This is a genomic window from Fluviibacterium sp. S390 (assembly GCF_049800695.1).
Classification (GTDB): Bacteria; Pseudomonadota; Alphaproteobacteria; order Rhodobacterales; family Rhodobacteraceae; genus Meridianimarinicoccus.
The window spans coordinates 75,147-95,346 of record NZ_JBNAFN010000005.1 but is presented as its reverse complement, the minus strand read 5'-3'; the positions used below and the strand labels follow the sequence as shown (position 1 = coordinate 95,346).

The 20,200-nt window shown below is 65.4% G+C and carries 17 protein-coding genes; 2 read left to right on the top strand and 15 right to left on the bottom strand.

Annotated features, from left to right (window positions below):
* Positions 1 to 29: 29 nt before the first annotated feature.
* From ACP15K_RS05770 to ACP15K_RS05760, 3 genes are all read right to left on the bottom strand, one after another.
* Positions 30 to 1,154, bottom strand: a complete 1,125-nt coding sequence (locus tag ACP15K_RS05770) for an aminotransferase class V-fold PLP-dependent enzyme (RefSeq protein ID WP_193142443.1) — start codon at positions 1,152 to 1,154, stop codon at positions 30 to 32.
* Between the two features lie 64 nt (positions 1,155 to 1,218).
* A complete protein-coding gene (locus tag ACP15K_RS05765; RefSeq protein ID WP_193142444.1) occupies positions 1,219 to 1,698 on the bottom strand; it encodes an Lrp/AsnC family transcriptional regulator in 480 nt (159 codons plus the stop codon).
* Positions 1,695 to 2,153: an Lrp/AsnC family transcriptional regulator gene (locus tag ACP15K_RS05760; RefSeq protein WP_193142445.1), complete on the bottom strand. Its 459-nt coding sequence runs from the start codon at positions 2,151 to 2,153 to the stop codon at positions 1,695 to 1,697. The genes ACP15K_RS05765 and ACP15K_RS05760 overlap by 4 nt, the downstream gene beginning before the upstream one ends.
* Positions 2,154 to 2,284: 131 nt before the next feature.
* On the opposite strand from ACP15K_RS05760, the gene ilvC reads away from it, so the two are divergent.
* Both ilvC and ACP15K_RS05750 read left to right on the top strand, forming a co-directional pair.
* Positions 2,285 to 3,307, top strand: a complete 1,023-nt coding sequence (gene ilvC / locus ACP15K_RS05755) for a ketol-acid reductoisomerase (RefSeq protein WP_193142446.1) — start codon at positions 2,285 to 2,287, stop codon at positions 3,305 to 3,307.
* Positions 3,308 to 3,382: 75 nt separating this feature from the next.
* Positions 3,383 to 4,288: a DMT family transporter gene (locus ACP15K_RS05750; protein ID WP_424990035.1), complete on the top strand. Its 906-nt coding sequence runs from the start codon at positions 3,383 to 3,385 to the stop codon at positions 4,286 to 4,288.
* Between the two features lie 10 nt (positions 4,289 to 4,298).
* Here the strand turns inward: ACP15K_RS05750 and glmM are convergent, their stop codons facing one another.
* The 12 genes from glmM to metZ form a co-directional block, all read right to left on the bottom strand.
* On the bottom strand, positions 4,299 to 5,645 hold the full coding sequence (gene glmM, locus ACP15K_RS05745) for a phosphoglucosamine mutase (RefSeq protein ID WP_424990034.1): 1,347 nt from the start codon (positions 5,643 to 5,645) through the stop codon (positions 4,299 to 4,301).
* A complete protein-coding gene (gene folP / locus ACP15K_RS05740) occupies positions 5,642 to 6,676 on the bottom strand; it encodes a dihydropteroate synthase (RefSeq protein WP_193142449.1) in 1,035 nt (344 codons plus the stop codon). The genes glmM and folP overlap by 4 nt, the downstream gene beginning before the upstream one ends.
* A gap of 17 nt (positions 6,677 to 6,693) precedes the next feature.
* Positions 6,694 to 7,626, bottom strand: coding sequence for a dihydroneopterin aldolase (locus ACP15K_RS05735; RefSeq protein ID WP_424990033.1), 933 nt, complete (start codon positions 7,624 to 7,626; stop codon positions 6,694 to 6,696).
* 57 nt (positions 7,627 to 7,683) lie between these two features.
* Positions 7,684 to 8,274, bottom strand: coding sequence for a cell wall hydrolase (locus tag ACP15K_RS05730; RefSeq protein ID WP_424990032.1), 591 nt, complete (start codon positions 8,272 to 8,274; stop codon positions 7,684 to 7,686).
* A gap of 274 nt (positions 8,275 to 8,548) precedes the next feature.
* The gene (locus tag ACP15K_RS05725; protein WP_193142451.1) at positions 8,549 to 11,098 is read right to left on the bottom strand and encodes a putative PEP-binding protein; all 2,550 of its coding nucleotides are present in this window, start codon (positions 11,096 to 11,098) and stop codon (positions 8,549 to 8,551) included.
* A 65-nt stretch (positions 11,099 to 11,163) separates the two neighbouring features.
* The gene (gene glyS, locus ACP15K_RS05720) at positions 11,164 to 13,239 is read right to left on the bottom strand and encodes a glycine--tRNA ligase subunit beta (RefSeq protein WP_424990031.1); all 2,076 of its coding nucleotides are present in this window, start codon (positions 13,237 to 13,239) and stop codon (positions 11,164 to 11,166) included.
* 9 nt (positions 13,240 to 13,248) lie between these two features.
* On the bottom strand, positions 13,249 to 14,457 hold the full coding sequence (gene gltS, locus ACP15K_RS05715) for a sodium/glutamate symporter (RefSeq protein ID WP_193142453.1): 1,209 nt from the start codon (positions 14,455 to 14,457) through the stop codon (positions 13,249 to 13,251).
* Positions 14,458 to 14,463: 6 nt separating this feature from the next.
* The gene (locus ACP15K_RS05710) at positions 14,464 to 14,934 is read right to left on the bottom strand and encodes a DUF6446 family protein (protein ID WP_193142454.1); all 471 of its coding nucleotides are present in this window, start codon (positions 14,932 to 14,934) and stop codon (positions 14,464 to 14,466) included.
* A 64-nt stretch (positions 14,935 to 14,998) separates the two neighbouring features.
* Entirely contained in the window at positions 14,999 to 15,937 is a 939-nt protein-coding gene (locus ACP15K_RS05705) for a glycine--tRNA ligase subunit alpha (protein ID WP_193142455.1), read from the bottom strand.
* 90 nt (positions 15,938 to 16,027) lie between these two features.
* Positions 16,028 to 17,473, bottom strand: a complete 1,446-nt coding sequence (locus tag ACP15K_RS05700) for a TrkH family potassium uptake protein (protein WP_193142456.1) — start codon at positions 17,471 to 17,473, stop codon at positions 16,028 to 16,030.
* 327 nt (positions 17,474 to 17,800) lie between these two features.
* A complete protein-coding gene (gene folE2, locus ACP15K_RS05695; protein ID WP_193142457.1) occupies positions 17,801 to 18,901 on the bottom strand; it encodes a GTP cyclohydrolase FolE2 in 1,101 nt (366 codons plus the stop codon).
* An 89-nt stretch (positions 18,902 to 18,990) separates the two neighbouring features.
* The gene (metZ, locus tag ACP15K_RS05690; RefSeq protein ID WP_193142458.1) at positions 18,991 to 20,184 is read right to left on the bottom strand and encodes an O-succinylhomoserine sulfhydrylase; all 1,194 of its coding nucleotides are present in this window, start codon (positions 20,182 to 20,184) and stop codon (positions 18,991 to 18,993) included.
* Positions 20,185 to 20,200: the final 16 nt, after the last annotated feature.

Here is a 20,200-nt window from a genome sequence, read left to right as displayed (position 1 = left end):
GAGGCTCCCGCCCCCGGCCAGGGTCGCGCTCACAGAACCTTGTCGAGAACCGGTTTCAACCGCCCCAGCGTGGCCTCCACGTCATAGAGCTTGTCCAGCCCGAACAGGCCCAGCCGGAAGGTCATGAACCCCTCGGGCTCGTCGCAGGCCAGCGGCACCCCGGCGGCGATCTGCAGACCTTCGGCGGCGAATTTCGATCCGTTCTGGATCGCCGGATCGCTGGTATAGCTCACCACCACGCCCGGCGCGCCGAAACCTTCGGCGGCGACCGAGGTCACGCCCTTGTCCGCCAGAATCGTCCGCACCCCGTCGCCAAGCGCCCATTGCGCCGTGCGCAGCCGGTCGAACCCATAGTCCCGCGTTTCAGCCATGGTGTCGCGGAAGGCGCGCAGGGCATCGGTGGGCATGGTGGCGTGATAGGCATGGCCGCCGTTTTCATAGGCCTGCATGATCTGGTGCCACTTCTTCAGGTCCAGCGTGAAACTGTCCGACTGGGTCTGTTCCAACCGGGCCAAAGCGCGCGGTCCCATCATCACCAGCCCGGCCGAGGGCGAGGCCGACCAGCCTTTCTGAGGGGCCGATATCAGCACATCCACCCCGGTGGCGGCCATATCGATCCAGACACAGCCCGACGCGATGCAATCCAGCACCATCAGCGCGCCCACTTCATGGGCGGCGGCGGCCATTTGCGTCACATAGGTATCAGGCAGGATGACGCCCGCAGAGGTTTCTACATGCGGGGCAAACACCACATCGGGCTTTTCGGCGTGAATGCGGGCCACCACGTCCTCGATCGGCGCCGGGGCAAAGGGGGCCGCCGGTCCGTTTCCGGTCTGGCGCGCCTTCAACACGGTGCTGTCGGCGGCAAAGGCCCCGGCTTCGAAAATCTGGCTCCAGCGATAGGAAAACCAGCCGTTGCGCACCACCAGCGTGCGGGCACCGCGGGCGAATTGGCGGGCGACCGCCTCCATCCCGTAGGTGCCGCCGCCGGGCACCAGCGCAACGGCCTCGGCATGATAGACCTCTTTCAGCATCGTGCTGATGTCGCGCATCACCTGCTGGAAGGTGGCGGACATGTGGTTAAGCGAGCGATCGGTGAACACCACCGAGAATTCGTCCAGACCCTCGGGATCGATCGTGTTGAGCAGTGCCATGGCAGCCTCCTGTTGCGTGTTGCTTCAAGGGCTAACGCGGGAGGGGGGCCGGTGCAAAGGGGATTCAGTCGTCGGGCGGTGCTGCGGCCTCCAGCGGACCGGGGCGAATCTCTTCGCTCAGCACCACGTTGGATTCGATATCGCCCACCGACGGCAGGGTCATGATCCGCCGCCGCAGTACCCGTTCGAAATCCGCCAGATCGCGCGCCACGACCCGCACGCGATAATCGAAGCGGCCCAGCACATGGTGCACGGCCTGCACTTCGGGGATGGCGCTGATGGCGCGTTCGAAATCCTCAAGGCTGGTGCGGCCGCGTGCGGCCAGCTTGATGCCCAGGAACACCGTGACGCCGAAGCCCAGCCGCGTCTTGTCCAGATCCAGCCGCCGCCCGGCAAGGATGCCCGCCTGTTCCAGCCGCCGGATGCGCCGCCAGGTGGCCGGTTGGGACAGGCCGAGGTGCCGCCCCAGCGCCCCGGCGCTTTGGCTGGCATCTTCCGCCAACGCCCGCAGCAGGGCGCGGTCCAGATCGTCCAGGTCGATCACAGCGGCAGACTTTCGTCATCCTTGATGGTGGCCACCCGCATCAGCCCTTCGATATCGGCGATATGCGGCAGGGTCAGGATACGGTCGTGGTAGATCTGCTGGTAGTGTGCCATGTCGCGCGCCCGCACCGACAGGCGCATATCCACCCGGCCCAGAAAGGTCTGGATCTCGATCACTTCGGGGATCTCGCGGGCCCGCGCCACCACCGCGTCGAAGGCGCCGGGCTGGGTCTTGTCCACCGCCACCCGCAGCGAGACCTCGACCGCATAGCCCAGCTTGCCCCAGTCGATCACCGCGCGCACGCCCCGGATCACGCCCGCCGCGCGCAGTTTTTCCAGCCGCCGCCAGCAGGCCGCGCGGGTCAGCCCGGCGGTTTCGGCCAGGGCGGCGGCCGACAATGTCGGGTCGGCCTGATAATAACGCAGCAGCCTGCGATCCATGTCATCGATTTGCATGATTGTCCGCGTATCACCGGTTTTGACGAATATCAATTTCGATGCGGGGCAATATTCCGAACCTTTCCTTCCTGTTCCTGCGGATATCAGCCCCTATGCTGCGCCCATATTCAATCGGGAAGGAGATCCCTATGCGCGTCTACTATGACCGTGACTGCGATGTGAACCTGATCAAGGACAAGAAAGTCGCCATCCTCGGCTATGGCTCGCAAGGCCATGCCCACGCGCTGAACCTGCGCGACAGCGGCGCCAAGAACCTTGTCGTTGCCCTGCGCGAAGGCTCGGCCTCGGCCAAGAAAGCCGAAGCCGAAGGCCTGCAAGTGATGGGCATCGCCGAAGCGGCGGCCTGGTGTGACGTGATCATGTTCACCATGCCCGACGAACTGCAGGCCGAGACCTACAAGAAATATGTCCACGACAACATCAAGCCCGGCGCGGCCATTGCCTTTGCCCACGGCCTGAACGTGCACTTCGGCCTGATCGAGCCGAAAGAAGGCATCGATGTGATCATGATGGCGCCCAAGGGCCCCGGTCACACCGTGCGCGGCGAATACGTCAAGGGCGGCGGCGTGCCCTGCCTTGTGGCCGTGGACACCGATTCCACCGGCAAGGCGCTGGAGATCGGCCTGTCCTATTGCTCGGCCATCGGCGGCGGCCGCTCGGGCATCATCGAGACCAACTTCCGCGAAGAATGCGAAACCGACCTGTTCGGCGAGCAGGCGGTTCTGTGCGGCGGTCTGGTCGAACTGATCCGCTGCGGCTTCGAAACCCTGGTCGAAGCCGGCTATGCGCCGGAAATGGCCTATTTCGAATGCCTGCACGAAGTGAAGCTGATCGTTGACCTGATCTATGAAGGCGGCATCGCCAACATGGATTACTCGATTTCGAACACCGCCGAGTACGGCCAGTACGTCACCGGCCCGCGCATCCTGAACTACGACGAAACCAAGGCCCGGATGAAAGCGGTTCTGACCGACATCCAGCAGGGCAAGTTCGTGCGTGACTTCATGCTGGAAAACGCCGTCGGTCAGCCGACCATCAAGGCGTCGCGTCGGGCCAACGACGAGCATCTGATCGAGGAAACCGGCGCCAAGCTGCGCGGCATGATGCCGTGGATCTCGGCCGGCAAGATGGTCGACAAGGAAAAGAACTAAGCGATCCGCCCGGCGCGCTTGCAGGCGCGCCGGGCCCTTTTTCGCGGCAGGCGCCGCCCCCCTTTCGGAACCCTGATGTCCAGCCCCGCCCCTTCCGATCCGCGCCCGGTCCACTGGGCCGGAACGATCAGCCTCGGGATCATCTGGGGCACCGCCTTCATGGGCATGAGCGTGGCGCTGGAAGGCATGTCGCCGCTGTGGCTGGCCGCCGGACGGCTGGTGATCGGTGCTGCGACATTGCTGGCAATCGAGGCCGGGATGGCCGCGGCCGGCAAACACCGACCCCCAACCCCCTTGCCCTGGCGCTTTGTCCTGGCCATCGCGATGCTGGGTTCGGCATTGCCCATGGCGCTGCTGACCTGGGGGTTGCAAACCGTGCCCTCGTCCTTCGCGGGCGTTTCCATGGCTGCCGTCGCCCTGTTCGTGCTGCCGCTGGCCCATGTCTTCGTGCCCGGCGAGACCATGACCCGCTGGCGCACCTTCGGGGTTGTGGCCGGGTTTCTGGGTGTTGTCCTGCTGATCGGGCCGCGTAACTTGCTGGCTGGCGGCGGCGAGGCCATGGGCGGCCGCATCGCCTGCATCGGATCCGCGCTGTGCTATGCTGGCGCCTCGATCCTGACGCGCCGCTGCCCACCCATCGACCCGATCCGCCTGGCCCGGCTGATGACCGGCATTGCCGCCATCGTCCTGGTGATTCTGGCCCTGGTTTTCGACGGGTGGCCGACGGTTCCCGGCGGCCTGCCCCTGTTGGCGCTGCTTTGGGTCGGCGTGCTGCCCACCGGCATCGCCAACCTGATCCGCGTGCTGATCGTGCGCAGCGCCGGGCCCGGCTTCATGAGCCTGACCGCCTATCAGGTGCCGGTCTGGTCGGTGATCTTCGGCGCATTGCTGCTGGACGAACCGATCTCGCTGAACCTGATCATGGCCATGGCACTGATCCTGGCGGGGATTGCCCTGACCCGTGTGCGGTCACGCCGCTGATCGGACCGGATCAGACCGCAGCCTGAATTTCTCCGACCAGACCATCGACGATGCGGGTCATCAGGCCCTCGTCCTCGGCTTCGGCCATGACGCGGATCAGCGGTTCGGTGCCGGACTTGCGGATCAGCAGCCGGCCCTGCCCTTCCAGATCGCTTTCAGCCGCGCGGATCGCGGCCTTGACCTGTTCGCTGTCCAGCGGATCGGCCCCGGTCGCATAGCGGACGTTCTTCAGCAATTGCGGGCACGGGTCGAACACGCGGGTCAGGCTGGAGGCCGGTTGACCGCTTTGCACCATCGCCGCCAGGACCTGCAACCCGGCCATCAGCCCGTCGCCGGTGGTGGCATAGTCGGTCATCACGATATGGCCCGACTGCTCGCCGCCCAGATTGTAGCCGCCCCGGCGCATTTCCTCGACCACGTAGCGGTCGCCGACCCTGGTGCGTTGCAGGCCAATCCCCCGGCCCTGCAGGAACCGTTCCAGCCCGAGGTTCGACATCACCGTCGCCACCAGAGCGTTGCCCGCCAGCCGGCCCTCGTCGGCCCAGCGGCTGGCCAGAAGCCCCATCAGCTGGTCGCCATCAGTGATCTGCCCGGTTTCGTCGATCAGGATGATGCGATCGGCATCGCCATCCAGACAAATGCCCAGATCGGCCCCGGTTTCCAGAACCCGTGCCGCCGCGGCCTGCGGCGCGGTAGAACCGACGCCCTTGTTGATGTTGAACCCGTCCGGTGTGACGCCGATGGCCTCGACCTCGGCGCCCAGCTCCCACAGGATTTCAGGCGCGGCCCGATAGGCGGCGCCATTGGCGCAATCCACCACGATCTTCAGCCCGTTCAGCCGCAACGAGCGGGGAAAGGTGGTCTTGGTGTATTCGACATAGCGCATCCGGCCTTCGTCGATGCGCCGCGCCCGGCCGATGTTCTCGGGACGGGCGGGTTCGATTTCCCCCTCGACCAGCGCCTCGATCTCGACCTCGGCCTCATCGGACAGCTTGAACCCATCGGGGCCGAAGAACTTGATGCCATTGTCGGTGGACGGGTTGTGGCTGGCCGAGATCATCACCCCCAGATCGGCCCGCATCGAAGCCGTCAGGAACCCCACCGCCGGGGTCGGCACCGGCCCCAGAAGCAGCACGTTCATGCCGGTCGAGGTCAGCCCCGCCGTCAGCGCGGTTTCCAGCATGTAACCCGACAACCGCGTGTCCTTGCCGATCACCACACGGTGTCCGTTCGATCCGTCGCGACGGAAATAGCGGCCCACGGCGGCGCCCAGACGCAGCACGAGGTCGGCGGTCATCGGGTGGCTGTTGGCCCGCCCCCGCACGCCGTCGGTTCCGAAAAGCTTGCGCTGGCTCATGGCATTGCTCCTTGCCTCGTCTCGCGGGGGCCGGTAACGGCGCGGTGCAGGCTGAGCGCCTGTCTGGTGGCCGCCACATCGTGGACCCGGATGATTTGCGCCCCTTGTGCCACGGCGGCAAGGGCCACGGCAATGGAGCCATGGACGCGGTCGGCCGCCTCGGGCGCCGCGCCGATCTCGCCGATGAAGCGTTTGCGCGACACGCCGATCAGCAGCGCGCAGCCCAGCCCATGGAACAGCGACAGCCCGCGCAGAAGATCCAGATTGTGGGCGGTGGTCTTGCCAAACCCGATACCGGGATCGGCGAGGATGCGGGCGCGCGGGATGCCTGCGGCCTCGGCACGCAAAATGGCGGCCTCCAGCGCGTCATAGACATCCAGCAGCGCATCGCCATAGCGCGGATCGCGTTGCATGGTGTCGGGCAAACCCTGCGCGTGCATCAGGCAGACCGGCACGGCGGCCCGGGCCATGGTCGCTGCCATTTCGGGATCGAAGCCCATGGCCGAGACGTCGTTGATGAGCGCCGCCCCTTCGGCCAGCGCCTGCGCGGCGACAGCGGCCTTGCGGGTGTCGATGGACACCGGCACTGATGTATCCGCCGCCAGCGCCGAAACCACCGGCGCGGTGCGGGCGATTTCATCCGCAACCGAGACCTCCACAGCACCAGGGCGGGTCGATTCGCCGCCGATATCCAGGATGTCCGCGCCCTGGTCCCGCAACTGGCGTCCGTGGGCGATGGCGGTTTCGGCGGCCAGAAACTGCCCGCCGTCCGAAAAACTGTCGGGCGTCACATTCACGATGCCCATGAGACGCGGCGAGTCGGTCAGAGTCAGCCCGGCCAGCGGGGCACGGGGCGTGCACAGACGATCCCGGACATCCGGTGGCAAGATATCGGCGTTGGCAATGCGCGGCGGGGCGTCCCGGTGCAGCACCTCAACATGGGTGAACCAGCCCCAGCCTCCGGCCAGCGGCAGGGCGTCTTGCGGACGGGCGGCATCGGTTTGTACAAGCGGGCGGTAATACGCGGTCATGGCCGCAGTCTATCCCATCACGTCCCGGACGACAGGGGCACAGGCCGCAAGGGCGGAAGATCCTGCCCCAAGTCCAGGGATGTTTCGCGGTCCGTGGTCAGCCAAAGAACCTCCGCAGCCTCCAACCGTCGCGCCAGCCACGCGGCCAGCACCGGCATCGTCAGCGACGACGGCGCGTTGTCCCGGGCATCAATGACGATCTTCGACGGCGCCCAGACCGAGATGTTGTCGTGGCGCAACGCCCAGTCCATCTCGGTCCGCGAATCGACCACGACAAAACGCGGATCAAGCGACGCCAAACGCCAGGCCGCCTGCTCATAGGCCAGCAGCGTGATGCGGCGCGCCACCGGGGCAATCAGACCGTCGAAGTCGGGCAGTTCCTGGGAAACCGGATTGACGCACAGCACCGTCGGCGCGTCGCCGGCCAGTTCGGCCAGCCGGTCCACCAGCCGGGGATCGGCCAGAACCGTGTCATCCACAAGAATCATGGTGGGGACGGCATGCGCCTCGGCCACCGGGGCCAGAGGTGCTGCGCGCACGATCTCGACCCCCAGGGCACCGCTGAGACGATCCAGCTTTTCCACCCGCAGCCAGACCTGCGCCACCTGCTTGTGCGCCAGAACCCGCGCGGCGACGCCTTCGGCCAGGGTTTCCATCAGGTTCAACCGGCCAGCAGCCAGTTCATCCTCGATCGCTTCGGGCAACACGTCATAGCTGAGAATGCCGTCCACATCGTCATGGGCGGCCCCCGGCGCGGTCTGCTTCAGGTCAGCCACGATGTTGAAACGCACCCGCTGGGTGTGGCCGCGTTCCTGCTGGAACGCGCCGATCTCGACCTCAAGGATATGGTCGTGCAGCAGAAGCTTGTCCGCCGTCCCGCTTTGCGCGGTCATCTGGACATCCACGGGCGCAACGGGGCGCTGGTTCAAGCCAGTGGGCTGGTCGGTCACGGTCGGTCCTTCTCTGCTACGGCGCGGCGGCGGGAGAAGGCCGGTTTAGACCAGAAATCAGCGCGTCGCCACCCGCGAGGGCTGACGATAGAAATGGTGCACGCCGATGGTGGCGGTACGCGGGAACTTGCGCGACCAGGACGGGCGCACCTGCTTGGTATGATAATGCGTCGCACCCTGGGTCAGATCTTCGACAACGCCGCGCAGCACCGCGTCCGCGACCTTGCTGACGTTGGTATAGGCGCGTTTCTCGCGGATCACTTCGGGATGGCCATCGCAGGTGTAGGTGAACTGGCACTGGTACTTGCGCCCGGTGCCCTGATTGATGACGCCGCAGACCGAGTTGGGGTACTTGGGCGAGGACACACGGTTCATGATGACTTCGGCCACCGCGAACTGGCCCTTCACGCTTTCGCCGCGCGCTTCGAAGTACAGCGCCTCGGACAGGCATTGCAGATCTTCGCTGGCTTTCGGCGCAGGCTGGGCCGCCAGCCACGCCTTGGTGTAGCTGACCTGCACCTTCTCGCGCTTGGACGGCGTCGCGCTTTGCACCGGCGCGTTGGACGGCTGCGGCACCACGAGGCGCAGCAGGTCGCCTTCCTCAAGGCGCGAGATCTCGGATTTTTCCTGACCGAACAGAGCGCTCAACTGGCCGTTGACACTGACCGACGGATCGTTGGAAGTACTGACTGTTGCACCCGCGTAAGCGGCAGGGGACACACAGATCGAAAACAACAAGGCAGCGGCAGCACGAATATTCACGGCTTTTTTCCCAAATTTTGTTGGAACCAAGAGGGTGCTACCGAAGTTGACCCCCTGTTGGCAAATCCTTGACCACGCGGAAGGTCAAAGCCGTTGTCATAGAACTACAATTTGAAATGCTGCAGGTGCGAAGATGCCGGTTTTGCAGGCACTTAGGTCGCTAGGCTGCGTAAGCGGATTTTAGCGCAGACTGGGCCGCCGCAAGCCGTGCCAGAGGCACCCGGTATGGCGAACATGACACATAATCGAATCCCTCGCCCCGGCAGAAGGCGATAGATTCGCTGTTGCCGCCGTGTTCACCGCAGATCGACAGCGTCAGATCCGGGCGCGCCGACCGTCCCCGCGCCGCCCCGATCTGCAACAATTCGCCGACGCCATCGGTGTCGAGGCTGAGGAACGGGTCCTCGGCAAACACCCCCTGGCGGACATAGGCGCCCATGAAACGCCCCGCGTCGTCGCGCGACAGGCCATAGGTCATCTGCGTCAGATCGTTGGTGCCGAAGCTGAGGAATTCGCAATGGGCCGCGATATCGCCTGCCCTGAGGGCCGCGCGCGGGGTTTCCACCATGACGCCCAGCCGATAGGTCAGCTTGCCCCGGCGTTCGGTCTGCACGGCGGCCGAGATCGCCTCGACCCGCGCCTTGACGATTTCCACCTCGCGGCAGGCCGAAACAAGCGGGATCATGATTTCCGGCACCACCGGCGCGCCGTCATCCGAGGCATCCAGCGCCGCCTCGAAGATCGCGCGCGCCTGCATGTCGTAGATTTCCGGCAGGGTCAGGCCAAGGCGCACCCCGCGCAGGCCCAGCATCGGGTTGAACTCGGTCAACGCGTCGATGCGGCGCTGCACGTCGGTCACCGGGCGGTTCAGCGCCTCGGCCAGTTCGATGATGCCCTGGCGGTCGTGCGGCAGAAACTCGTGCAGGGGCGGGTCGAACAGGCGGATACAGACCGGTTTGCCCGCCATGATCCGGAAGATCTGGGTGAAATCGGCGCGCTGCATCGGCAGCAGTTGCGCCAGCGCGTCGGCACGATCCTCGGGCAGATCGGCAAAAATCATCTCGCGCATGGCGGTCAGACGATCTTCGGCGAAGAACATATGCTCGGTGCGGCACAGGCCGATGCCATCGGCGCCGAACCGGCGGGCCAGGGCGGCATCCTCGGGCGTGTCGGCATTGACCCGCACGTCGATGTCGCGCACCTCGTCGGCCCAACCAAGGAAGGACTCGAAGGCATCGTCGCGGCCCGCCGCCACCATCGGAACAGCGCCTTTCAGCACCTCGCCGGCAGTGCCGTCCAGGGTGACGATCTCACCTTCCTTGTACACGGTGCCATCGGCGGTGGTCATGGTGCGGGCCCGGCGATCGATGGTGACGCTGGACGCGCCGACCACGCAGGGCACGCCAAGACCGCGCGCAATCACCGCGGCATGGCTGGTGGTGCCGCCGCGTTCGGTCAGGATACCGCGCGCGGCGTGCATCCCGCGCACATCTTCGGGCGTGGTTTCGCGCTTGGCAAGGATGCAGGCTTCGTCCTGCGCCGCCATCGTTTGCGCCATGGTCGAGGAAAACACCAGCTTGCCCGCCGCAGCACCGGGGCTGGCGGCAATGCCCTGCACGATCCGGGTGCGCGGCGTTTCGGGGTCGATGCGCGGATGCAGAACCTCGTTCAGGGTACGCGGTGGAATGCGGCTCAGCGCCTCGTGGCGCGAGATGATGTTGTCTTCGGCCAGACCGACCACCACGCGCACCGCCGCCTGGGCGCTGCGGGTCACCGGGATCGCATCCAGGATCGCAAGATCGCCTTCATGGATGGTGAATTCCACCTGCGCCTCGTCGCGCAGCGCGGTCCGGCAGCGTTCGCCGTACAGCACCAGTCGGTCAAAGATATCCGGACACAGCTCCTCCAGCGAGGGGCCGCGCGGATCGCGGGTCAGGTACAGCGCCCGTTCCCGATCGACCAGCGCATCGCGGCCCTGGCTCTGGCTCAGGTAGCGGCCGGTGATCTGCGACTGGCCGGTGACCGGGTCGATGAATTGCATCACCCCCGAGCCGCTTTCATCCGCCCCGACCCCAAGCGCCATTTCCTGCACCACAAGGCCCAGCCCCGCCTCGGCGGGTGCGCCGCGCGCCTGCCGCAACAGCCGTGCCGAGGTGCTTTCCCAGGCCCGCGCCATCGAGCGCAGCACGCCGATCAGTTGTTCTGCGGGATCCTGGGGGAAATAGACCTCGGTCTCGATCTCGTATTCCCGCAAGGCCGTCTCGACCGCCGTGCGCGACGGGCTGTCAGGGCTGTCGAACAGGTCGTCATCCAGATGCGAGACTTGCACCGCGTAGGTCTGGATGAACCGCAGGTACAGGGCGCTGGCCGCGGCCTCGCCCAGGGTTTTCACCATGTCTTCATAGCGGGCGTCGTTCATGCCGATGTTCAGAACCGCCCCCGGCCCGCCCCAGCGTGCCTCTTGCGAGGACGGGCGCACCGACACCAGCGGCGCATCGCCAAAGGCGGTCAGGATCCGCTCTACATCCGGCATCCGCCCCGCGGCAATGCCATGCACCGTCTCAAACGACAGGGCCACGGTGCGCGGCACCGGCAGGTCCAGTTGGACCAGCGTCTGCAACCGCCCCGCCCGCCACCCGTGCTGGCGCGTGTCGATGGACGCGCTGCGGGTGATGGTGGTGAATTCCTTGAAGGTGACAAGCTTCTGCATCGGGGGGTACTCCTGGCGCAGAGCCTAGCCTTCCGTCAGCGTCATGGGAAGCGGCCCGGCGGGGATTACCCCGCCAGACGTGTCAGATCGGCCACCTGCCCGCAGGTCTGGCGGATCATGTGCAACAGGTTCAGACGGTTGCGGCGCACGACCTGGTTGTCGGCATTCACCTGCACGGCCTCGAAGAAGGCGTCGATCGGCCCGCGCAGGGTGCCCATGGCGCCCATGGCGCCGGCGAAATCCTCGGCTTCGATGGCCGAGGAGATCGCAGCCCCCTGCGATTCCAGCGCCGCGAACAGCGCCTTCTCTTCCTCGGTTTCGGCCAGCTTGACCTCTGCCCCATAGGAATATTCCACCCCGTCGGCCTCTTCTGCCTGGGTCAGGATGTTGTTGGCGCGCTTGAACCCCTGGATCAGGTTCTCGCCATCGTCGGTCTTCAGCACCGCCGCCAACGCCTCGGCCCGCTTGACCAGCAGCGCCAGATCGTCATTGCCCGGCATCGCCAGACAGGCGTCGATCACGTCATGCGGAATGCCCCGGTCACGCAGATAGACCTTCAGGCGGTCGTGGGTGAAGGAGAGCAGATCCGCCGCAACCACATCGGTTTCGACATCGCCCGGTTGCGCCGACAGGCCGGCCGCAAACACCGACGACAGACCTGTCCGAACCCCATTTTCCAGCACCAGCCGGATTATCCCCAGCGCGGCACGCCGCAGAGCAAAGGGGTCTTTCGACCCGGTGGGTTTCTCGTCGATGGCCCAGAACCCGGTCAGCGTGTCGAATTTGTCGGCCAGTGCCACGCCGACCGAAATCGGCGCGGTGGGCACATCGTCGGAGGGACCAAGCGGGGCGTAGTGCTCCTGCGCCACCGCCGCCACATCGGCGATCAGGCCCGCGGCTTCGCTGTAATATCGCCCCATAACCCCCTGAAGTTCCGGGAATTCATAGACCATTTCCGACGACAGATCGGCCTTGGCCACCTGTGCGGCCTTCTCGGCAGCCTCGGGATCGGCGCCGACCAGCGGCGCGATCTCGCGGGCCAGCGCGGCGATGCGGTCGATGCGGGCCTTCTGGCTGCCCAGCTTGTTGTGGAAGGTCACATTGTCCAGCGCCGCCAGCCAGGTGCCCATGCCGGCGCGGGCTTCGCGCAGATCGTTTTCCCAGAAAAACTTGGCATCCGACAGGCGCGCAAACAGCACCTTCTGGTTGCCCGCAAGGATGGTTGCGCCATCGTCCGCCGTCACCCGATTTGCGACGGTGATGAAATGGGTGATCTGGCCGTCCTTGCCTACCGAGAAGAACTTCTGGTGTTCCTTCATCGAGGTTTGCAGCACCTCGGCGGGCAGGCCCCGGAAGGCTTCGTCGATCTCGCCCAGCAGAACCACCGGGCATTCGACCAGCCCGGCGACCTCGGCCAGCAGGCCCTTGTCCTCGACCACTTCCAGCCCCCGCGCAAAGGCCGCGTTGGTGGCATCATGCCAGATCTGCGCCGCGCGTTCCTCGGCATCCAGTATCACATGGGCGCGCTTCAGCTTGGCGGCGTAATCGTCGAACGAGGTCACAGTGAAGGCATCGGGTGCCATGAAACGGTGGCCATGGGTCACGTCACCTGAAACGATCCCATCCACCTCCAGCGGCACCACCTCGGCCCCAGCCTCATCGCTCAGCAGGCACAGGATAGACTGCAGCGGGCGGACCCAGCGCAACTCTCCACTGCCCCAGCGCATGGACTTGGGCCAGGGGAAGTTGCGGACGGTCGTTTCCAACACTTCGGCCACGATCTCGGCCGCCGGGCGGCCTTCCTTCACGATCATCGCGAAATAGGCCTGGCCCTTCTTCTCGTCGCGCACCTCAAGATCCTCGCGGGCGACGCCTGCGCCGCGGCAAAAGCCGTCGATGGCCTTGTCCGGCGCGCCGACGCGCGGGCCCTTGCGCTCTTCGCGGGTGGTGGGGCTTTCGGCGCTCAGCCCCTGCACGGTCAGCGCCAGCCGGCGCGGCGTGGTGAAGGCCTGCGCCCCGGCATAGGTCAGCCCGGCCTCGACCAGCCCGTCGGTGACCATGCGCCTCAGGTCCGCCCCGGCCTTGCCCTGCATCCGCGCGGGGATTTCTTCGGAAAACAGCTCGATCAGAAGGTCAGGCATGGAAGGGTCCTAGAAACTCAGAAGGGTCTGGATCACCGCCGCATTCGCCAGATCGACGAAAAAGGCAGAGACAAGCGGAAGGATGACGAAGGCGATGGGCGACGGGCCATAACGTTTTGTCACGGCGTTCATATTGGCAATGGCGGTGGGCGTGGCGCCCAGCCCGAACCCGGCAAACCCGGCGGCCAGCACCGCGCCGCGATAGCCCGATCCCATCAGCGGGAACACCGCCAGCAGGACAAACAGGACTGTTACCAGGGTCTGCAGCCCCATGGTTACCGCCATCAGCGTGCCCATTCCAGCCAGTGTCCACAATTGCAGCGACATCAGCGACATCGACAGGAAGATGCCCAGCGAGAAATCCGACATCAGCGCCAGGGTCGGGGTCCGCGACACCCGTGGCCCGAGGGGGGTCAACCCCAGCAGATTGCCGACAACGATCCCCATCAGCAGGCAAGGCACGAACAGCGGCAGGTTCAGCCCGGTGGCGGCAATGGCCTGGCTCAGCACATAGCCCAGGATGATGGTCAGATGCAGCACGAACAGCACGCGCATCACATCCACATGGGTGATGCGGGCCTCGCCGACCTCATTGAAGGCCAGGCCGACGGTATGGCTCTGTTCCGGGCGGTCCGGGGTCAGCTTGCCCCGTTCGATCAGGAATTTGGCAATCGGCCCGCCGATCAGTGCCGCCAGCACCAGCCCGATGGTGGCCACCGCGATGCCCAGTTCCGCCGCTCCGGCAAAGCCGCTTTGGTCCGCGACCATGGGCGACCAGGCGATGGCCGTGCCATGGCCCCCGATCAGCGCGGCCGAGCCCATGAGCACCCCCAGTTGCGCGGGCATCCCGAAGGCCAGCGCCGCACCGATGCCCACCACGTTCTGCACGCCGATGAACACCAGCGTCAGCCCCAGCAGGATCGCCAAAGGCTTGCCGCCCGACACCAGATCCGACAGCCGCGCGTTCAGCCCGATGCCCGAGAAGAACACCACGAGGAAATAGTTGCGCGAGGCCAGTTCGAACTCGACGCTGCGATCCAGCACCAGGAAGATCGCCCAGGTGATCGCCGCCGCGACCAGCCCGCCCGACACCGGTTCGGGAATGTTGAAGTCGCGCAAAAACCGGACCTTGCGCGTGACCTGCACACCCACAAGGAACACCAGCAGGCCAAGCGTGGTGGCGACAAACTCGGGAATGACCAGGGGGGAGCTGTCCATGCGCGCCTAGTCCCGGAATTCCGCGTTCAGCTGGTGCCACGCAAAGGCGCGGCCATCGTCAAACACCGCAACCACCCGGTCCACGCCCTGCGAGACGCCTTCTTCGGACAGAAAGGCGATGGCCCGCCCTTCTTGCAGCGCCGCGCCAATCTCGGTGGCGTCGAAGCATTCGAACCAGGCGGGTGCGTTCAGCGGCTCGGCCCCGTCGTAAAGCCGGAAGGTCTCGGTCAACAATGCCTGACTGAGCGGCGTGGTGAAACAGGCCCGAAACCGGATCGGTGAACTGGTCGCGTCGATGGCCTCGATCCCTGCGGCGGGGATCGGCTCGGGCGCGCCTTCCTGTATCGGGGTCAGGCGGATCTCGACGGTCTCGGTCGCGACTTCGTCGTAGAAATGATAAACCTGCAGGTAGTAGAGCGACACCCCCGCGATCACTGCGAACGCCAAGATGACCCCTCCGACGATCTTGCCATTCATGCGGCACCTCTGACCGGGCGCGCCGCCGGACTGCGCGGCTGCCGGGAACGATTGGGCTGCGGGGTCACGCCGCGTCCCCCGCCACGAAGCCACCCGCCTCGGTCTGCACGAAGGCATCGGCGCACAGCTTCGCCAACGTCCGGACCCGGCCGATATAGGCCTGCCGTTCGGTGACCGAGATCACCCCGCGCGCATCCAGAAGGTTGAACATGTGGCTGGCCTTGATGCATTGGTCATAGGCCGGATGCGCCATGACGATGCGCCGCCCGGTCTTGGGATCCTCGGCGGGCTGGCTCAGGATGGCCTGACATTCGGCCTCGGCCTCTTCGAACTGCTTCAAAAGCACCTCGGTGTTGGCCTGATCGAAGTTCCAGCGCGAATATTCCTGCTCGGTCTGGCGGAACACATCGCCGTATTTCAGCGCGATGGGCGCGTCGGGATCGTTGAAGGGCATGTCCATGACATGATCGACGCCCAGCACATACATCGCCAGACGTTCCAGCCCATAGGTCAGCTCGCCCGAGACCGGCTTGCAGTCATGGCCGCCGACCTGCTGGAAATAGGTGAATTGCGACACTTCCATGCCGTCGCACCAGACCTCCCAGCCCAGGCCCCAGGCACCCAGCGTGGGGCTTTCCCAGTCATCCTCGACGAAGCGGATGTCGTGCAGCTCCATGTCGATGCCGATGGCTTCCAGAGAGCCGAGGTACAGCGCCTGAAGGTCCGGCGGGCTGGGTTTGATCAGCACCTGGTACTGGTAGTAATGCTGCAGGCGGTTGGGGTTTTCGCCATAGCGCCCGTCGGTAGGCCGCCGCGACGGCTGCACATAGGCCGCCGCCCAGGATTGAGAGCCCAGAGAGCGCAGCGTGGTGGCGGGGTGGAACGTGCCCGCGCCCACTTCCATGTCATAGGGTTGCAGAATGGCGCAGCCCTTCTCGGCCCAGTAATTCTGAAGCCGCAGGATGATGTCCTGAAAACTGCGGGGGCGGGATTTCGGATCCATGGGGCACCTTTCGCAACGGGTCGCGCCTCTCCATAGGCAAGAGGCCCGACAGGGTCAATCAAGCCCCGCCCCCGGTGCCCGGCAAAGCCGTCAGGCGCGCCAGAATTGCGGGGTCATCAGGGCAAAGACCGCCAGCAGTTCCAGCCGCCCCAGCAGCATCCCCGCCGACAGCATCCATTTCGCCAGATCGTTGAGCGAGGCGAAGTTGCCTGCCGGTCCGATGGTGTGCCCCAGACCGGGGCCGATATTGGCCACCGCCGTGGCCGCGCCCGACACCGCCGTGATCAGATCCAGCCCGGTCATCCCCAGCCCGACCGACAGAAAACCGATGCTCAGGATGAAGGCGGCGAAGAAAACCATGACCGAGGACAGGACCTCCTCGCTCACCGGCTTGCCGTCATAGCGCGGGATCACCAGCGCGTTGGGCGAATGGATGCGCCGGATCTGCGAGTTGAGCGAGGCAAAAAGCAACTGGAACCGGAAGATCTTGATCGAACAGGCGGTCGAGCCCGCGCAGCCGCCGATCAGCCCGATGATGAAAAAGAACACCACCGGAAAGCTGCCCCACAGCATGTAATCGGCGCTGGCATAGCCGGTGCCGGTCAGGATCGAAACGGTGTTGAACAACGCCTCGCGAAACGGGGCCTCGCCCACGCCGGCCCGCTGCCACTGCCACAGCGACAGGCAAACCACGAGCACGCATGCGACCATGAAGAACCCGCGCACCTGTCGATCGCGCCACAACTGCTCGGGCGCACCGGCCACGAATTGCACGTAGCGGACGAAGGGCAGCGCGGCCAGCATCATGAACCCCACGGCCACATATTGAACGGCGGGACCGAAGGCGGCGAAGGAACTGTCGTAGTTGGCAAATCCGCCGGTGGCCACAGTGGTCATGGCGTGCACCGCCGCATCGAACCCGGACATGCCGAACCCGGCGTAGCACAGCGCGCAGGACACCGTCAGGACAAGGTAGATCACCGAGATCTGCGAGGCGATCTGGCTGGCCCGTGGCAGGATCTTGCCATCGGTCTCGAAGCCTTCGGATTTGAAGATCTGCATGCCCCCGACGCCCAGGGCGGGCAGAAAGACCATGGCCACGACGATGATGCCGACCCCGCCGAACCACTGCAGCAATCCGCGCCACAGCAGAATCCCCTGCGACATGGTATCCAGCCCCGACAGGACGGTCGCGCCAGTGGTGGTCAGCCCCGACATCGCCTCGAAGAACGCATCCACATAGCGCGCCTCGGGGGCACCCAGATAGAACGGCAGGGCGCCGAAAATCGGCAGGATCAGCCAGACCGTGGTTGTCAGCAGGAAGATCTGTTGCAGGTTCAGCCGCCCGCCCGCGCCATTGGCGCTGGTCATCGCCACGAACATCCCCACCGCCATCGAGGCCACGGCGCTGACCAGCATCGGCAGCCAGTTCTCGTCGCCGCGCGACAGGTCGAAGGCCATGGGCACCAGCATCGTGGCGCCCAGAACCGCAACCAGCAAACCCACCACATAGGAAACAGGGCGAATATCAATCATCCGTCAGTCCTGCGGCGCGCGCCGGTTCCTGTCAAGCAGTGGCGCAATGCCTTGGCGAACAGCGCGCGGGCCAGCGCCGCCTCTGCCCCGGTTTCAGCCCCCGTGTTCGGCGCAAGGGTTGAGGGTTACGGGACCACCGGCGCAGAGGGCCACGGCCCTACACCGCGGTCGTTGCCGCGCCCCGCGTGCATGCGGGACGCCGCCCTTCCGGGGCTCCGCCCGTTCGCGGCTCAAACGGTCCCCCGGACCGTTTGCGGGACGCCGCTCTTCCGGGGCTCCGCCCGTTCGCGGCTCAAACGGTCCCCCGGACCGTTTGCGGGACGCCGCTCACCCTACGTGGTACAGGGAATTGAATAGGCGGGGGTCGAGGCTTTCGGCGGCAAAGGTCGGGCCTTCGGTCAGCACGCTGACCGCATCGTGGCTGTGCAGGCTTTCCTGATGGCTGGCCACAACCCGGAAATCGCCCACGCGGGCATCGCCCAGAAGCTCGGCACAAAACAGGCGCGCGGCATCTTCCACGAAGATCGGGTTGGCGGCGTTCAGCTCGGCGAAAGCCTGTTCATCCTCGCGCTTGACCATCACCTGTGTCTCGGTCGGCACCGCCCGGCGGCACAGATCGATCAGATCCTCGAACCACAGGCAGGGCGCATCCTCGGCCAGTTCCACCGACACCCGCGCCACCGAGCGCTGGGAATGCGGCGTCGCCAGTTGTCCCCGCTCGCGCCGGGCATGTTCGCTCAGTTCCAGCGAACACGGGCAGGTCGAGGAATAGACAAAGTCCAGATGCACGATCTTCTTGCGCACGCCCGCCTGTTCAACCAGTTCCAGCGCGATGTCGTAATACTGGTACCCCGACAGGCCCGAGCGCAGGCTGTCGACCTTCACCGGGAACGAAAACCGCATCTGGATGCGCGCGTCGAAACTGTCCAGATCGGTCTTGTAGGCATCCAGCGTTGCCTCGATCACCTCGAAGCTGAAGGTCTCTTCAGCGTGGCGATAGAAGGTGCGCATGATGCGCGACATGTTGATGCCCTTCTTCTCGGCCTCAAGGCTGACCGTGCCGGTGACCGAGGTTTCCAGCGTCAGATCGCCGTTGTCGCGCGTGTGAAAGCGGATCGGCAGGCGGAAGTTGGAAATGCCCACGTGCTGGATCTGCTGCCGCGCGCCCTTGATCAGGCTGGCCGGACCGTTCTGCAGGTCCGGCAAAGCCGCCTTGTAGGCCGGTGTCACCTGAAAATCCGCCGGGTAGTCGCGGGCCAGATCGGGATAGGCCCCCGCATTGCGCCCGGTCAGCGCCCCGATGCCAGGGTGCAGGGTGTCGACCTCCTGCACACCGCTCTGCCGCGCCCAGCGCCGCAACAGCGCCAGCGCCTCGGCGGCGTCTTCCCTTGTCGGCTCACGATCCTGCATCGGCGTATGAATATTCATCCTTGGGCTCCTCGGCTGGCGCTTGGCCGATCATGCCCGATCCCCCGGACAAAATCAGCCTCACACAAGCATACGTGAGCAGGCGTGACTCAGATCACTTCCAGTCCGTTCAGAAGATCCTGAAGAAGATCGCCCGCATCCTCCAGACCGCAGCTGATGCGGATCAGCCCCGGCGTGATGCCCAGTTCGGCCTTCTGGTCATCCGGCAGCCGCTGATGGGTGGTGGTGGCGGGATGGGTGACGATCGACTTGGCATCGCCAAGGTTGTTCGAGATGGTGAAAATCTCCAGTGCGTTCAGAAGCTTGAACGCCGCATCCTGACCGCCTGCAACGTCGATCGACAACACCGTGCCGCCGCCTTCCATCTGCGCCGCGGCCACGTCCTTCTGGGGATGATCGGCCAGCGTCGGATAAAGCACCCGGCGCAGTTTGGCATGTCCATGCAGGCTGTTGGCCAGCATCGTGGCGGCATCGGCCTGTGCCCGACAACGCAGGTCCAGCGTCTCCAGCCCCTTCAGCAGCACCCAGGCCGTGAACGGCGACATCGAGCCGCCGGTGTGCTTCATGTAGGGCTCCACGGTCTTGCGGATGAACTCTTGCGTACCAAGGATCACCCCGCCCAGCACCCGGCCCTGCCCGTCAATATGCTTGGTGGCCGAATAGATCACCACGTCCGCCCCCAGTTCCAGCGAGCGCTGGAACACCGGCGTGGCGAACACATTGTCCACCAGAACCTGGGCTCCCACCGCATGGGCGATGTCCGAAATCCCGCGAATGTCGGCCACTTCCAGCGTCGGGTTGGAGATCGCCTCAAGGAACACCGCCTTGGTGTCCGGGCGCATCGCGGCTTTCCAGGCATCCAGATCGGTGCCATCGACGAAAGTCACCTCGACACCGTAACGGGTCAGGATCTCTTCCAGGATGTACAGGCACGATCCAAACAGCGCCCGCGCCGACACCACGTGATCCCCGGCCTTCAGCATCGACGCCAGCGCGCCGTTGACTGCCGCCATGCCCGATGCCGTGGCGAAGGCATCCTCGGCCCCTTCCAGTGCGGCAATCCGTTCTTCGAACATGCGCACGGTGGGATTGCCATAGCGGGCATAGATAAACTCGTCCGGGCCGCTTTCGATGAACCGCGCTTCGGCCTGTTCGGCAGTGTCATAGACGAAGCCTTGGGTCAGGAAGATCGACTCGGAGACCTCGTTGTACTGGCTGCGGCGGGTTCCGCTGTGCACCAGCTTGGTGCGGGTGTTCCAGGACGGATTCGTGTTCTTGGCCATCGGGCCAACTCCTTTC